This window comes from Corynebacterium lizhenjunii, assembly GCF_011038655.2.
GTDB classification, from domain to species: domain Bacteria; phylum Actinomycetota; class Actinomycetes; order Mycobacteriales; family Mycobacteriaceae; genus Corynebacterium; species Corynebacterium lizhenjunii.
Window position 1 is genome coordinate 2,040,941 of record NZ_CP064954.1, and the last position, 15,069, is coordinate 2,056,009.

Sequence of the window (15,069 nt, forward strand, 5' to 3'; positions counted from 1 at the left end):
CCGCGCAGAAAACGCGCCACACTCCGCCCGAAGCCCCCGAAACCCCCGGAACCCCCGAAGCCCCCGCGGGCCTACGCCCACCCGGCGGGCACCAGGCCCAGAATCGACACCACGGAGTACACGAACGCCAGGAAGTACACCACGATGATCGTGCCTTGAATAACCGGGTGCGCCAGGCGGCCGACGTCCCAGCCGGGGTCGCGGTCGCCCGAGCGCCGCGCGGCGTGGAGCAACATGACCGGGATAATCGACATAATTGCCCCGGCAAAACCACCAGCGTAGGATAGCGCGGCCACGAACCCACCAAGGCCAGCTAGGGAAATCGCCAGCGGCGGCACTACGGTCAGCGCCACGGCAATGCCGCGCTCACGCGCCGCACCAGCCCAGTGGAAAATGTCGAGCACATTGCGCATGGTGGTAAACCCAATGGCCAAAAAGGACGTCAGCATCGCGGCCAGGGCAAAGATGTTGGCCAGGTAGTAGGCCACGGGGCCTAGGGCCTCGCCCCAGGCGATGGTCACTACCTCGGTAACGTCCATGCCCAGCAAGCCCAGCGCGGCGAAGGGCACCAGCGCGAGGGTAAAGCCGGTAATGACCATGCCCAGCACAATCGCGCGGGCGGTCTCGCGCGGCTTGGTGGGGTCCATGCCTTGGACCAGTTCCGGAACCACGTACTGCGCCAGGAAGGAAAACACCGCCAAGTTCAAAATCGGCACAATATAAAATGGGTGCAGCACCAGCAGGTTCTCTGCCTTAATGCCGGGGCCCAGGATGGTCCACCCGCACAGCACCGCAATAATAATGGCCATGCCGGCGGTAATCGCGCCTTCGGTCGCGCCGGTGGTGTGCAGCCCGCGGTACATCACCCAAGAACCGAACCCGAAGAAAATCAGCGTGCCCACCAGCGGCGGCAGGCCGAAGATGTTGTGTATCAGGTCCCCGGAGCCGGAGGCGTAGGCGATCAGCGCGCCGATGCCGTTGACAATAATCGCCACAAACACCAGCCAGCGCCCCCATTGCCCCAGGTAGTGCTCCGCCAGTCCGGAGACCTGCAGCGGCGCCCGGGTGCGCATGGCGGTTTCCGCCACGTAGAGCATGGAAATGGTGGTCAGCGTGCCGGCCACCAGCAGCGCAATAATTAGCGCCACAAAGCCGCCGTTGCGCGCGGCATAGGGAATGGACAAAATCCCGGCACCGATGTTGGTGCCAAAAATCAGTGCGATGCCCTGCACAAATGTCAGCGCCGGCTTGTGCGCGGCCGCGGCAATGCTGTCCGGAACTCCCGGAACTTCCGAAGCTCCCGGCGCGCCAGCGTCGCCCGGGCCTGCGGGGGTTGCAGAACTGTGTGTAGTCATTGTTGCCTCCACTCGTAGAGATAGAAAAGAGGCCGAGGAGGGTGGTCCTCGGCCGGGGGCACCAGCACAAGCTCTGCCTTAGCTTGCCGATGCCCCCTTACGCTCACCGTCGCCGCCAGTTAAGGCGACCCAGCGGCCCAGCAGGCCGGTCAAGACGGCCCTGCAGGCCGGTTATCGGTTAAGGCTTGGCGATGTAGCGCACGGAGATGTATTCCTCAATGCCCTCGGCGCCGCCTTCGCGGCCGAAGCCGGACTGCTTGATGCCACCGAAGGGTGCGGCGGCATCGGAAATGGCGGCACGGTTGATGCCCACCATGCCGGCCTCCAGGGCGTGCGCCAGGTAGTCGGCGGTGTGGACGTTCTCAGTAAAGGCGTAGGCTGCCAGGCCAAACTCGGTGTCATTGGCCTTGGCCACGCCCTCTTCGAGGGTGGCGAAGGTGGTGACGGTGGCCACGGGGCCGAAGATTTCCTGGCGGAGGATATCGGCGTCATCGGCAAGCTGAGCCAAAACGGTGGCCGGGTAGAAGTAGCCGGTGCCCTCAGGCACGGAGCCACCGGTGGTAGCCACAGCACCTTGGGCCAGGGCGCCGGAGACCAGCTCAGCGACGGCATCGCGCTGCTTGGCGCTAATCAGCGGGCCCAGGGTCACGCCGTCTTCCAGGCCGTGGCCCACGGTGACGGCGGCCATCTGCTCGGTCAGGCGCTGGGTGAACTCTTCGGCCAGGGACTCATGCACAATGAAGCGGTTGGCGGCAATGCAGGCCTCGCCGCCGTTGCGCATCTTGGCCTGCATGGCACAGCCGAGCACCAGGTCTAGGTCGGCGTCCTCGCACACCAGGAATGGCGCGTTGCCGCCCAGTTCCATGGAGGTGCGCTGCAGGTTATCGGCAGACTGGCGCACTAGGACCTTGCCCACGCCGGTGGAGCCGGTGAAGGTGACCTTGCGCAGGCGGGCATCGGCCATGAGCTCCTCAGATAGCGCCGAGGACTTGCGGGTGGTGATGATAGAAAACACCCCAGCTGGTGCGTCATGCTCGGCGAGTACCTCTGCCAGCACCTGGCCAAAGAGCAGCATGGTCAGCGGGGTTTCCGCTGCGGGTTTCACAATGACGGTGCAGCCGGCAGCCAACGCGGGGGCAATTTTGCGGGTGGCCATGGCCAGCGGGAAGTTCCACGGGGTAATGGCCAGCACCGGGCCCACGGGGGTGTGCGAGACGGTAATGGAGCCATTGCCGGCCGGGGATTGCGAGTAGCGCCCGGGGATGCGCACGGCTTCCTCCGCAAACCAGCGAATGTACTCCGCACCGTAGGCGACCTCACCGAGGGCCTCGGCGTAGGGCTTGCCCATTTCCAAGGTCATCACGCGAGCGAAGTCTTCCTTGCGGGCGGTCACGCGCTCAAATACCTCATGCAGGATGATGGAGCGCTCGCGCGGGGGTACTGCCGCCCATTGGCTTTGGCTTGCCGATGCCCCCTCCAGTGCCGCCATCCAGTCTTCCGAGCGTCCATCGGCAACCTTGGCCAGGACCTGCTCGGTGGCGGGGTCCAGGACCTCGAAGGTTTCCCCACCGGTGGCATCGACATTCTTGCCGCCTAGCCACAGGCCGGTGGGCAGGGAGTCCAGCAGGTCTTGGACGGGTGCGTAATCAAACTCTGCCATAGTGTTGTCCTTACTTACTCGCTACTTGTATTCGCTACTTGTATTCGTTGAACTGCTTGACCACGACCTGCAGGGCCTCGCGCCACAGGTCCTCCGGGATGGCCAGGGAGGGCAGGAAGCGGATGACGTTGTGGTCCAGGCCGCAGGTCAAAATCAGCACGCCTTCAGCCTTGGCACCGGCGGCAATCTGGTGGACCAGCTCAGAGTCTGGCTCGCCTTCGGCGGTGACAAACTCCAGGGCCAACATTGCGCCGCGGCCGCGGAACTCGGCCACGCGCTCGTCCTCCAGGATGGGGGCGAGTTCTTCGCGGGCAATCTTTTCCAGGTTGAGCGCGCGGGCGCCGAAGTCCTTCTCCTCGAATTCCTTCAGGGTAGCCAGGGCGGCAGCACAGGCGACGGGGTTGCCGGTGTAGGTACCACCCAGGCCGCCGGGCTGCGGGGCATCCATGATTTCAGCGCGCCCAGTCACCGCAGACAGCGGCATGCCAGAGGCCACACCCTTGGCGATGGTGACCATATCCGGCACCACGCCCTCATGGTCGGAGGCAAACCAGGTGCCAGTGCGCATCATGCCCGCCTGGATTTCATCGACAATAAAGACCACGTCATTGTCATTGCACCACTTCTGGATGGCCGGCAAGTAGCCCTCCGCCGGGACCACAAAGCCGCCCTCACCCTGGATGGGCTCTGCTACCACGCAGGCCAGGTTGGCTGCGCCGACTTCCTGCTCAATCATGGTGATGGTGCGCTTGGCGGCCTCTGCACCGGTTAGGCCATCGCGCAGCGGGTAGGACATGGGTGCGCGGTAGATTTCCGGGGCAAAGGGGCCAAAGCCATTCTTGTAGGGCGACTGCTTGGCCGTCATGGCCATGGTCAAGTTGGTGCGGCCGTGGAAGGCGCGGTCCATGACCACCACGCCGCGCTTGCCGGTGTAGTTTCGCGCAATCTTCACGGCGTTTTCTACTGCTTCTGCACCAGAGTTGAACAGGGCGGTCTTCTTCGGGTGGTCACCCGGGGTGAGCTCGTTGAGCTTTTCTGCTACCTCCACGTAGGACTCGTACGGGGAGATAGTGAAGGAGGTGTGGGTAAAGTGCGCCACGGCTTCCTGGACGGCCTTGACCACCGCGGGGTTGGAGGCGCCTGCAGAGGTAACTGCAATACCGGAAGCCAGGTCGATGAAGCGGTTGCCGTCGGCATCGGCAAGAATGCCACCGTCAGCATCTACGACGTAGCCAGGCAGTGCCGGGGCCATGCCAGCGGGCAGGGCGTTCTTGCGGCGCTCATCCAGCGCGGCACTGACCGGGCCGGGGACCTGCTGGCCCAGGTGGCGGGACTGTTCAATGCGGTACTCGAGTTCAGACATGCGCTCTCCTTTGTTAGCGATTTCAGCAATGGACTGCCCATATTGTGAGCCGGCACACCAGCCTGGCGATATGGCCGCAGCGTATAAATTTTCCGCCCGATGCTGTTTACTATGTATAGTGACAGCGCCGCGCCAGCCGCCCTCCCCGGCACACCCCTGCACCAGTCCCGCCCGCACACCCCCCGGCGCCAGTCCCGCCCGCACACCCCAGCCCCACCCGGCACCCTCAGGAGCACCCCATGACCGACATCGCCTTCCACTGGCTGTTTAACCAACGCGCCCTGGGCCTGCGCCCGCTGAACACCGCCCAGCCAACGTTTTCAACCATCCACGCCTCTGAACTGGCCGATCCCACCGAATTCACCGCCCCCGGCGCCATTATCCTCACCCTGGGCCTGGCCTTCGAGCAGCACCCAGACGGCTTCGAGCGTTACTGCGCCGCGCTGGCCAGCGCCAACGTCGCCGGAATCGGCTTTGGCACCGGCCTGACCTTTGCCACAGTCCCGCCCCAGCTGCTCGCCGCGGCCACCCGCCACCACCTGACCCTCTTCGAAGTCCCCCGCGCCACCGCATTTATTGCGATTATGGGCGCGGTCACTGCGGAACAAACCCGCCTGGACAACAACGCCCAGTTCGCCCTGCACCGCCAGCAAGAACGCCTCAACCAGGCGGCCCACGGTGGGATTGAGGCGCTTACCGCCCAGGCCTCCCAGGAGCTCAAGGCCGCAGTCGCCCTGGCCAGCAACTCCGGTGCGGCGGTGGCACGCCGGGACTTCCGCGGCATCGACGCCACCCCCGCTGCCGTGGAGGCCGCCGCGCAGACCGGGCGTTCTGCTGGCGCCCGGGCCACCACCACCCGCGATGGCCAACGCCTGGCCACCATAACCTCGGTCTTTCCCGCCCCCGGCCAGCGCCGCTTTGCCCTGGCGGTCTCGCGCGCAGAGAAGTTCGATTCTTATGCCCGCGCGCTTATCCGCCACCTAGCTGGCCTGGCGGGCCTGTTGCTCCAGCACCCCGATGCCGCCGCCCAGACCCTGCTTGGCGCCCTAACGCTATCTACCCAGCTAACCAGCCCGCAGGACCCCCTCCAGCACACCGCACTCAAGGCCGCGTGGAATACGGTGGCCAGCCGCGGGGAGGTCACCGCCCTGGCTGTGGCCGCAGACTCCCCCGCGCGGCTGTCACGCTGCTTAATCCAGCTCTCCCAGGCCGCCACCCGCACCGGCGTTGCCTACTTTGCCCTCCCCCTTGCCCAGGACAGCGCTGCCCTCATTGCTCTTCCCCCCACTGCCACCATCTCCCCCACCCAGCTCTTTGGCCGCCTGGCACCCCACCTGCGCATCTCCATCCTGCCTGCCACCGCCTACACGGAGCTCACCCAGCCCCGCCTCAATGCCCTGCTCACCCACGCCCGCTCCTTGCCCCAAGGTGCAGCTGAGTCTTACGATGCCTCCGCCCCCTCCTGGCTTGCCTCCCCCCACGTCCACGCCGCCCTGTCCACCCGTCGTGCCGCCACCACCGACATCCTGCGCGCCCACGATGCCACCCACGGCACCGAACTCCTGCGCACCCTGCGCACCTACCTGGTAGCCGGGGCCAACCTAGCCACCGCCGCCGCCGAGCTGGGCCTACACCGCCACACCATCCGCGCCCGCATAGACAAAATCCAGACCCTCTGCCACGCAGACCTAACCAACCCCATCACCCGTGCCGAGCTGCTTCTGCTGAGCGTCGAACCGGACGCGGCGGGCTAGGCTGCCCCATTGGGCCCGTTGGTCACTCGCACACGCACGAGTACCAACCGAAACCGGGATCCCATCTACTGCGTGGATGGGCCCCAGAGATTCTCACGCTCCCGAAAGCTCTTCGCTCGACTTTTAACCCACACGAAAGTCAGGGGTGCAGCAATTACTACCCCACCGATCCAGGGGACTACATCACTCCAATTCAGCAGGTGACCCCGGCCCAGCGAAATGAAGAACGCAAAGATGGTGGCCACAACCACTAAGCACGAGACACCGGCAATAAACAGCCGGAGGCGATATCTTTTCAGAGAAACCACGTCGTAAACCTCCGCGAGATAGTGGCTGTGCGGCGAGTATACGTGAAGTTCGGCCTCTCCATCCTGCTCACCTCGACCTCCGCCCACGGCACTTGACGCTGGTGCGTATACACGATAGCGTGGACCGCGTAGAGATTGCCGCTTGTAAGCAACTCCACATTGCCAGAAACCCCGTTTAATCGGGGTTTCTGTGCGTCTGCAGCCAGATCCGCTGTCTGCCAGTTGCCCGAATGTCCAACAAGCTGTGGTAACCCCGGCGGAGACTACAGTCTGTGGTGTGCTGGATTGTCGGACCTAAACCCAAACGCCAGCCTGGCTATACAACGCCGGGTTGGCGACCCTACCAACATCCCGGAACACCACCCCGACCAACTTCCCGGGACACCACAGGAGCAGCTAATAGGTAAATAATACGGAAAAGAGGTCCGTCACCTGAAACCCCGTCCGTACCGCTATGAAGTCACTGGGCGTTCATCATTCACCTCTGGTATTACAGTCAATCGCTGAACACCACCTTGGTTGATGAGGTCCTGCGCGAAACTACTGACAATCGGCAACAGCTCATTCACCTCCGCGAGCGGTGCCAAATCAGTCGTAATCGGCTGAAATCTCGATATAGGCTCTCCTCTTTCAACTTCGTCCAGCCGTCCAGACCATGTATTTAAAGTACGGATACGGATTGGTTCATTTGCTACGCCCACGAGTCCCGCCCTAAGACGAAAGCCACCGCCCACCTGTCGCTCCTGGGCGTGACTTCGCAATATGGTGACAAAATCGATCACTGCAGCTTCAAGATCTGCATTCTTACAGTGGTTTACCTCGCCGACCGGATAGTACTCACTGTGCATGTCCTCGCGATGCAGGAGACCGACCTGATAAGAGCCAAGAACAGTACCATCGTCAAACAAATTCTTCCGGTAAGATATGTGCGACTCAGGACGGTTGCGGAGCACCCACTGGCGGAGCCCCTTCTTCACTTCCCCTGAACTCCAATACCCCACTGAATAATCACGTGAGAATAGCTCCGAAATGCCTTCTTGATCCGCATAACACGAAACAACTTCCATCGCCACTGGCTTGCGCGACAGGACCGGCTCATAAGGAACTGCTGCCAATGATAAGAACAGTCCATTCTCAGGTCGCAGCGTCCCACAAGCCTGTTCAAAACGATTCTGCAGGAGCCGCTCCTGGTCATCGGCATACTGAAATCGCTCCCGGAATCCACGTTCGATTTCGCGGTCACTCATAAAGACCGTGTGTGGGCCATTGCGCCGCGGCGCTACGAAAGCACCATCTCCCTTGCGCGCAAAATGAGGAGCATCCGGGGAATCAGGGACTCGAAGCATAACTATACTTCCGGAGCCGTCCACCCCATTCCAAGGAACCTCATGAAACTCCAAACCGACTAATGGAGGACCAACCTTAGCGTATGCGACTCTAAGAAGTCGCTGCTGAATATCCGCCGACCATGTTATGGGAGATACTTGGCAGGCCGAATTTTTCACACCATCCTCTGCCACGCCAAATACAATCCAGCCCCCGCCCGTGTTAGCCATCGCGGCCAAATCCTTGGCAGCTTCTTCGTCCCACCCGGAGTGTTTCGGATTGTAGAAGTCTCGCTTCCAATCAAGGTCACTAGCCTCCTCCACTCTTTCATCAATCGCCTTCTGAATCAATTCAGAATTCAATTCACCTGCCTCAATCCCAAGTGCTCTATGAATAGGTGTAAACACAAATCTCCTTAAACTATGACTTCTCACTATCGCGTGCGAGCTCAGCAGCGCCATACACAACTCGCACGCGACATAGATGTAACAGAATACAAAACTTCAGGAAAGCGTATTCCAGTTGGCTATGAACCCTTGCGCCGTGAAACCCACCTAGCGGTGGGGGATCCCAAGGCGATAACAGTATCGTACAAGCCGACGTCGCGCAGGTTTTCACGGGTGCGAATACCCGCAATATCAGCTACCACAAGCGCTGCCAATATAAGGTAGCGGCCAGTACATTCGGGCTCATTAATAAAAGCGTGAAGCACATTGGCATAGTATCAAACTCTTGACCGACAGAGTACAAGTTTAAGAATCGCACACCTGTGGATAACTTGGACCATTGGTGATAGCCCACTGCTACCCTCCGCAGGCCCAGCGAACACACGTTGGGTTATTTAAAGCCGGAATAACCGGCCCGGCCATTTGTGCATTTCCTCAAGAGGGAAGCGGCCGACCGGGATTTATCGTCAGATAGGTTACCGCTTTGCCCGTGCAGTGTCCTCAATGACCAGCAAATCAGTGATTACTGGCGGGCGACCCGAGCCGATGTTGCAGTAGACCTCCGGTCGATGCCGCTTGAGGTACTCTCCGCGCGCGTAGCCCGCAACCCCACAGGAAAGGATGATGCTGGGGATAATGAACACCAGATACCACAGCTGCGCGTCGCCGATGAGATTGCTGAAATTGGTGAGAATTAGCACAAACATGGTTCCAAAGCCGGCGATGGCCAGTGCCGGTGCAACGACGGTAACGAAGCATGAATACGCATTAAGGGTCTTGCGGAAATACAGCACCACAGATATGGATGTCACCAACAGCAAGAACACTAAGCCGAAGCCACCGGCGTTGCTCATCCAAGAAAAGACGACGGTAGCCGGGAAGCTTTCGTCGAAGCCGGTGAGCAGTTGCGCCAATACAGCTGCTAGCAGAACAAGTACCCCAAAGGCTGACTGGAATAGTGACGCAGCCACCGGCGCACCGCTGCCCTTAGTCACCCCGAGTCTCTTCCAAATCACTTCCTCACGTCCCAGCGCCATGAGGTAGCGCGAAATGGAGTTATGAAACGCAGTGGTAGCGGCAAAAAGTGAAGTCACCAGGAGCGATTGGATAACGGGCACCAAGTACAGGAAGCCTCGTTCACCAATGAAGTTAAAGAAGAGGTCTGAACCATATGTCTGGGCCTGCTCAACAACATGTGATTCGCCGGTGCTTTGTGCGATACACCAGGAGGAAAACCCATAGAAGGCAGAGATGATGCTTACCGAGATCAGCGTGGCGCGCGGAATCGTATTGCTTGGATTAACGGCTTCTTCGGAATACATTGCGCTGCTCTCTATACCCATAAACCCCGCGATGGTAAACGCCAGCAATGTACCGGTGCCCGCGCCAATGAGTTGCTGCGGGGTGAAGGTTTGCACGCCCAGACTATCGGCTGGATTACGCAATGCCAGGAAGCAAAAGAACATCACCGCGGTGAACTCACACGCGAGCAGTACGCCTAGAATGCGCGAGGCAAAATCGGCGGACTTCAGCCCTAATAATGCCACTAAGCCCAACGCGGCAAAGGAGAATAACCACCACGGCCAGTGAACTCCCGCTACCGTGCTTATCAAACTCGCGGCGGTGTACCCCAACAAACAGTAAAGCGCTATCTGCATTGCGGTGTAGGAAACGATGGCTAGCCATGAGGCCGCCAGCCCATGACTGCGCCCCAATCCGGCAGAGACGTATGAGAAAAACGCTGCGGTATTAGGTATCTCCTTGGCCATTGCACAAAAGCCCACGGCAAACAGCGCCACCAGTGCGCCGCATAGTAGGTACCCCAGTGGCACGCCAGCCATCCCGGAGGCGGCATAAGCTGCGGTAACCCCGGCGGAGACTACAGTCAGCGGTGCTGCTGCGGCTACTACCAGGAAGACAATGTTGTGGGTTTTGAGATTACGGGATTGAGCGGTCATCGTTTGCCCGCCCATGTGTCGGCGACCAATTCTTCCAGCGCAGCGCTTCTGTTCCCGAAGTGGGAAGCATATGCATCCCGCAGATAATCAAGCTGCTCCTGGGTATAGTGCACACGAACTTGTCCCTCCACAATGTCCAGGTACTCATCTTTGAAGCCTGAGTCCTGCTCGGTAAGGACTTCCATTACGCCCAGGCCACAGAAGGGTACATAGTACTGGCAGTAGCCTCCTTCTTGAACCACTACCAGTTGTCCATTACAGAGTTCCTTAGCAGCGTCCAGGACAATTTTGGTCATCTGCTTGTAGCCATCCATGGTCACCATCATTCGGCCCAGCGGGTCCATCATTGCAGCATCATATCCAGAGCTGACGATGATCAGCTCCGGCTTAAACTTGGCCAAGGCCGGGGCTACGATTTCCCGAAGCGCCGTGGTGTAGACCAAGTCCCCGGAGCCAGGGGGCAGCGGAATGTTGAGGTTGTAGCCCTCACCACGGCCCGCTCCGCGTTCGTAAACAAATCCACTATTGACGGGGAAGTTTCGGTCCTGATGGAGGGAAATAGTGAGCACGTCACGGTCCTCCCACCAAATGTCTTGGGTGCCGTTACCGTGGTGGACGTCCCAGTCCACGATTGCAACCCGATTTAGTCCCCGCTCCTGCAGCGCATATGCCGCTGCGACTGAAGCGTTGTTGAAAAGGCAGAACCCCAGACCACGGTCGCGCTCCGCATGGTGTCCAGGCGGATTGATCAGAGCATAGGCTTGGTCGACTTCGCCATCCAGCACCGCGCGAACCGACTCAATTGCACCTCCGGAGGAGAGGAGGGCAATGCCGGCACCTCCCTTACCAAAGGGCGAACCCCCATCGCCGCAGTCACCGCCCTTCGGGAGCTGGGACTGCTTCAACATGTTATCGATGTGCCCCTCCGAATGCACCCGACTCACTTGTAGCCTGGTGGCAGGCTTCGCAGCTAGCTGGACCAAATGCCCGCGCAACTGGGAGACTTGAATAAGCTCATGCAACCGCCGCTTCGGCTCTGGTGAAGAGTAGTGCCGGTTTACAGGTTGCAGTCCGCGAGCAGGGTCTGCGGGTTCGTTACCGCCCGTGCCCGTGTCATGCCATCCGTACAGGGTGTCCCAGAGATACCCCACTCGCTTATGTCCATCTGAGTTTTTCACCATTGACATTCCTTCCTCTGTTGGGTCTCGATGATCCAAAATGAAATGCGTTCATTTTGTGTTTCTGGACACACTAACAGATATTCGCTACCGATGGAAGCCTTTTCGAGAAAAGTTTTCATTTCTCCTGACTAAACCCCTACTGAAGGTCCTGAGTGCCCTCCGCGTGTTCCGCAGGCGCGCCGAAAGCCGTTGGCCCCTCTTCCGGCGCACCATGAACAGTCCGGTATTGCCACGCGGCCAGGACTTCCGGGTCCGTGGACTTGGACAGCAAAGACACCACCACATACACCAATAATGAGGCAGCCAAGCCAAAGTAAATGGGCTCGTTGGCATAGACGCCCGCCATTGGCTCATCACCCGTAAATTCAAGGTAACCCATGGTGCCCAGGGTTACCAACGAGCCCGCCCCCATGGAGCACGCAGCCCCCAGGCCATTGCCACGCTTCCACACCAAACCGCCCAGGATGGCAACGAACAGCCCACCTACCAAAATGTCGTAGGCTATGGTCAGCGCGGCCACCACATCAGGAACCGCCATGGCCAAGAGCATTACGAACAAGCCCAGGCCGATAACCCACTTGCGCGAGGCCGCTATATCCTCCGCCGCCTGATTTGCTTGCGCATTTTGTTGCGCCATAGCCTGAGCCTCTGCAGCGGTCAGAGTACGCGGGCCGCGCTTGAGGTTGCGGAGCAGAGGCAGAACATCGGTGCGCGCAACCGTTGCCGCCGCAATCAGCCCGCCAGAAGCAGTAGACATCATCGCGGCCACGCCAGCCGAGAGTGCCAACCCACCTAAGCCCACAGGTAGGAAATCAATGGCCACTCGGGCAAAGACATCATCTTTGTTCTCAATCCCCGGCATGGCCACAGCTGCCGTCATACCGATGATTGCACCAGCAGCACCAAACACAATGCAGTAAATACCGCCGGTAACCCCGCCCCACTGCGCGACCTTGTCCGTTTTTGCAGTAAAGACACGCTGCCAAATATCTTGGCCAATCAACAGCCCCAGGGTGTAGATAACGAAGTACGTAATAATGGACTGCAAGCCCATGCCGCCGATATCAAAGAAGGTCGCATCCAGTCGATCCTGCATGGCAGACCAACCGCCGGCGTGGTGTAGCCCGAACGGCAACATCAGAGCGAACACGCCAATAGTCATGATGACGAACTGCGCCATGTCTGCCAGCGTGATAGACCACATGCCTCCGGTAGCAGCGTAAATTAGCACCACAGCAGAGCCAACCAGAATGCACACCCAGCGGTCCCACCCAAACAGCACCATAAAGATGGACGCATACGCTCCGGTGGAGGTGGCGGTGAGCATCAGGGTATAGGCGAGCATCACCAGGGATGCCACCTGCGTGGACTCTGTACCGTAGCGCAGAGTCATCATCTCCACCACAGTGTAGATTTTCAGCCGCTGCAACTTCGGGGCAAAGAATGCTGACAGCAGGATAACCCCCAAACCAATGGCCGCGACCAACCACAGACCAGAAATCCCAAACTTATAACCCAAGCCCACACCGCCCACGGCAGAGGCACCCCCTAGGACCACCGTGACAATCGTTCCGGTGTAGAGCGCGAAACCAAGGTTACGCCCCGCAACCAGGTAATCATCAGTGTTCGACGTCTTAGCTTTGCCCCACAGGCCAAAGAGGACCATCGCCAGAAGGTACGCCGCAACCACGGCTATATCGAGCCATTCCATATTCGCTTCCTTTGTGTTGAGTCGAGGCGGAATCTGCCGCCACCACAGCACCCCATGTGCCGCGCGCTAACCAAAAAACAAAAAGTAACGCGCCTCACCATGGTGTGAACCCAGACTAAACACTAGTTGCCTATAAAGCAATACCTTCTACGAAGATTCCCCATCTTCGCAGGTAGTAGAGTGGAATACAGCCAACCGTCAACCGTATTGCACATCACAAAGAATAGCGCTATAGTCAACTTCAGTTGCCAATCATGCAACTTTCGGGACCCTCCCCACGGTGCCATCCCTCAAGAAGCACCGCGAGGGGCGTCCCCGAAGGTCATAATGGCAACGCAGGTTGCCGCAAGAAAGGTTCTGCCGTGGTCAAGTCACTACCTATCGAGCCCTCCAGCAAAGAGCTCAAGCTAGGCCAACGTCTCCGGGCTATCCGCCAGGAGCGCCGCCTCACCATGGACCAAGTCTCCGAGTTCTCCGGTGTGAGCAAGAGCTTCTTGTCCCGCATCGAAAGGGACATCACCAGCCCATCGGTCAGCACCCTGGTCAGCATTTGCCAGGTGCTAGGCGTCTCCCCCGGTGAGGTCCTCGATTTCCCCGAAACCGAGTACATCGCCCTCAAAGACGCACCACTAATCTCCCTGGGTGGCGACGGTATTACTGAGCAGCTACTGACTCCCCCCTCGAACCGGCAACTCCAGCTCATCCGAGCCGAAATTGCCCCTGGCGGGCGCGGGGAAACCGAGCTTTACACAATGGACTGCGATGTGGAATCCCTCCACGTCATCTCTGGAACGTTCAACCTGATCCTCGAGCGCCAAACGCTCACCCTCCACGCCGGAGACACCGCCACCTTCGCTGGGCTTACCCCACACACCTGGGAAAACCCCGGCGATACCGCAGCAATAGTCCTCTGGGCTTTAAGCTCCTCGCGCGCCGCCGGCCCTCGGTTCTCTACCCTGCCTGCAACCTAAGCCATTACCCACACTCACAACTAGAAAGCGAGTCCCCCATGCTGGAAACCCCACGCGTCATCGACAACGGCAACGTTGGCCCCGTCAACTCTGCCCTGGTCCCCCGCTATGGTGGCGAGGCCACCTATGCCCTCCTACCTCGCCTGCGCGACTTGGAGGCGGAGGGCCGCCGCGCAGATATCAAGGTCGTGGGCATCCCCTTTGACGCCGGGGTCTCTTACCGTCCGGGCACCCGCTTTGGCCCGGGCCACATCCGCCAGTCTTCCCGCTTGCTACGCCCCTACAACCCAGCTACGGATACCTCCCCCTTCGCGCAAGTCCAAGTAGCCGACGCAGGCGATATGGCAGTCAACCCCTTCAATATTGGAGAGGCCATTGCAGAAATCCAGAAGGACGCCATGGCTCTGACCGAAGATGGTGCCACCCTGGTCACTATCGGTGGCGACCATACCGTGGCACTGCCGCTGCTACGGGCGGCATCGGCAAGAGCAGGCCAACCCGTAGCCTTGCTGCACTTTGATGCCCATCTGGACACCTGGGATACCTACTTTGGCGCGGACTACACCCACGGCACCCCCTTCCGTCGCGCCGTCGAGGAAGGAATCATTGATACCGAGGCTATCTGCCACGTGGGCACCCGCGGCCCGCTCTACGGCAAGAAGGACCTGACGGATGACGAGCGCATGGGCTTTGGCATTATCACCTCCGCAGACATCTTCCGCCGCGGTGTCGGGGATGTGGTCACACAACTGCGCGAGCGCGTGGGTGAGCGCCCGCTCTACATCTCCGTCGACATTGATGTCCTGGACCCCGCGCACGCCCCCGGCACCGGCACCCCAGAGGCTGGCGGCATGACTTCCCGCGAACTCCTGGAAATTCTGCGCGGGCTGCGTGGACTAAACATTGTCGGTGCAGACATCGTTGAGGTCTCCCCCGGTTTCGACCACGCGGAGCTCACCGGCATCGCCGCTTCCCACGTGACCTATGAACTGGTCACGCTCATCGCTGACCGCCTGGCACACATCTAAGGAGCACT

At 60.1% G+C, this 15,069-nt stretch carries 10 protein-coding genes; 3 read left to right on the forward strand and 7 right to left on the reverse strand.

Going from position 1 to position 15,069, the window contains the following annotated elements; translation table 11 throughout:
• Positions 1-71 precede the first annotated feature (71 nt).
• From G7Y31_RS09515 to gabT, 3 genes are all read right to left on the reverse strand, one after another.
• On the reverse strand, positions 72-1,355 hold the full coding sequence (locus G7Y31_RS09515) for an aromatic amino acid transport family protein (RefSeq protein ID WP_244977372.1): 1,284 nt from the start codon (positions 1,353-1,355) through the stop codon (positions 72-74).
• Positions 1,356-1,533: 178 nt separating this feature from the next.
• On the reverse strand, positions 1,534-3,015 hold the full coding sequence (locus G7Y31_RS09520; RefSeq protein ID WP_165010054.1) for an NAD-dependent succinate-semialdehyde dehydrogenase: 1,482 nt from the start codon (positions 3,013-3,015) through the stop codon (positions 1,534-1,536).
• A gap of 34 nt (positions 3,016-3,049) precedes the next feature.
• Positions 3,050-4,378 (reverse strand): 4-aminobutyrate--2-oxoglutarate transaminase, encoded by a 1,329-nt coding sequence (gene gabT / locus G7Y31_RS09525; protein ID WP_165010056.1) that lies wholly within the window; start codon positions 4,376-4,378, stop codon positions 3,050-3,052.
• 239 nt (positions 4,379-4,617) lie between these two features.
• On the opposite strand from gabT, the gene G7Y31_RS09530 reads away from it, so the two are divergent.
• Positions 4,618-6,132, forward strand: coding sequence for a PucR family transcriptional regulator (locus G7Y31_RS09530; RefSeq protein ID WP_165010059.1), 1,515 nt, complete (start codon positions 4,618-4,620; stop codon positions 6,130-6,132).
• A 760-nt stretch (positions 6,133-6,892) separates the two neighbouring features.
• On the opposite strand, the gene G7Y31_RS09535 is transcribed toward G7Y31_RS09530, so the two are convergent.
• The 4 genes from G7Y31_RS09535 to G7Y31_RS09550 all read right to left on the reverse strand — a co-directional run bounded on the left by G7Y31_RS09535 (position 6,893) and on the right by G7Y31_RS09550 (position 13,062).
• Positions 6,893-8,173: an AlbA family DNA-binding domain-containing protein gene (locus G7Y31_RS09535; RefSeq protein ID WP_165010061.1), complete on the reverse strand. Its 1,281-nt coding sequence runs from the start codon at positions 8,171-8,173 to the stop codon at positions 6,893-6,895.
• A gap of 515 nt (positions 8,174-8,688) precedes the next feature.
• Positions 8,689-10,170: an APC family permease gene (locus G7Y31_RS09540; protein WP_165010063.1), complete on the reverse strand. Its 1,482-nt coding sequence runs from the start codon at positions 10,168-10,170 to the stop codon at positions 8,689-8,691.
• A complete protein-coding gene (locus G7Y31_RS09545; protein WP_342356031.1) occupies positions 10,167-11,357 on the reverse strand; it encodes a class II histone deacetylase in 1,191 nt (396 codons plus the stop codon). The genes G7Y31_RS09540 and G7Y31_RS09545 overlap by 4 nt, the downstream gene beginning before the upstream one ends.
• 130 nt (positions 11,358-11,487) lie before the next feature.
• Positions 11,488-13,062 carry a sodium:solute symporter family protein gene (locus tag G7Y31_RS09550; RefSeq protein WP_165010067.1) on the reverse strand — a complete coding sequence of 525 codons (1,575 nt, stop codon included), beginning with the start codon at positions 13,060-13,062 and terminating at the stop codon, positions 11,488-11,490.
• Between the two features lie 362 nt (positions 13,063-13,424).
• On the opposite strand from G7Y31_RS09550, the gene G7Y31_RS09555 reads away from it, so the two are divergent.
• Both G7Y31_RS09555 and speB read left to right on the forward strand, forming a co-directional pair.
• A complete protein-coding gene (locus G7Y31_RS09555) occupies positions 13,425-14,033 on the forward strand; it encodes a helix-turn-helix domain-containing protein (protein WP_235922968.1) in 609 nt (202 codons plus the stop codon).
• 38 nt (positions 14,034-14,071) lie between these two features.
• Positions 14,072-15,061 (forward strand): agmatinase, encoded by a 990-nt coding sequence (gene speB, locus G7Y31_RS09560; protein ID WP_165010071.1) that lies wholly within the window; start codon positions 14,072-14,074, stop codon positions 15,059-15,061.
• Positions 15,062-15,069 lie beyond the last annotated feature (8 nt).

What these genes read in the sequence shown, in the direction of transcription:
- G7Y31_RS09550 (WP_165010067.1), bottom strand. Translation starts at nt 13,062, where the DNA reads ATGGAATGGCTCGATATAGCCGTGGTTGCGGCGTACCTTCTGGCGATG.
- speB (WP_165010071.1), top strand. Translation starts at nt 14,072, where the DNA reads ATGCTGGAAACCCCACGCGTCATCGACAACGGCAACGTTGGCCCCGTC.
- gabT (WP_165010056.1), bottom strand. Translation starts at nt 4,378, where the DNA reads ATGTCTGAACTCGAGTACCGCATTGAACAGTCCCGCCACCTGGGCCAG.
- G7Y31_RS09540 (WP_165010063.1), bottom strand. Translation starts at nt 10,170, where the DNA reads ATGACCGCTCAATCCCGTAATCTCAAAACCCACAACATTGTCTTCCTG.
- G7Y31_RS09515 (WP_244977372.1), bottom strand. Translation starts at nt 1,355, where the DNA reads ATGACTACACACAGTTCTGCAACCCCCGCAGGCCCGGGCGACGCTGGC.
- G7Y31_RS09520 (WP_165010054.1), bottom strand. Translation starts at nt 3,015, where the DNA reads ATGGCAGAGTTTGATTACGCACCCGTCCAAGACCTGCTGGACTCCCTG.
- G7Y31_RS09545 (WP_342356031.1), bottom strand. Translation starts at nt 11,357, where the DNA reads ATGTCAATGGTGAAAAACTCAGATGGACATAAGCGAGTGGGGTATCTC.
- G7Y31_RS09530 (WP_165010059.1), top strand. Translation starts at nt 4,618, where the DNA reads ATGACCGACATCGCCTTCCACTGGCTGTTTAACCAACGCGCCCTGGGC.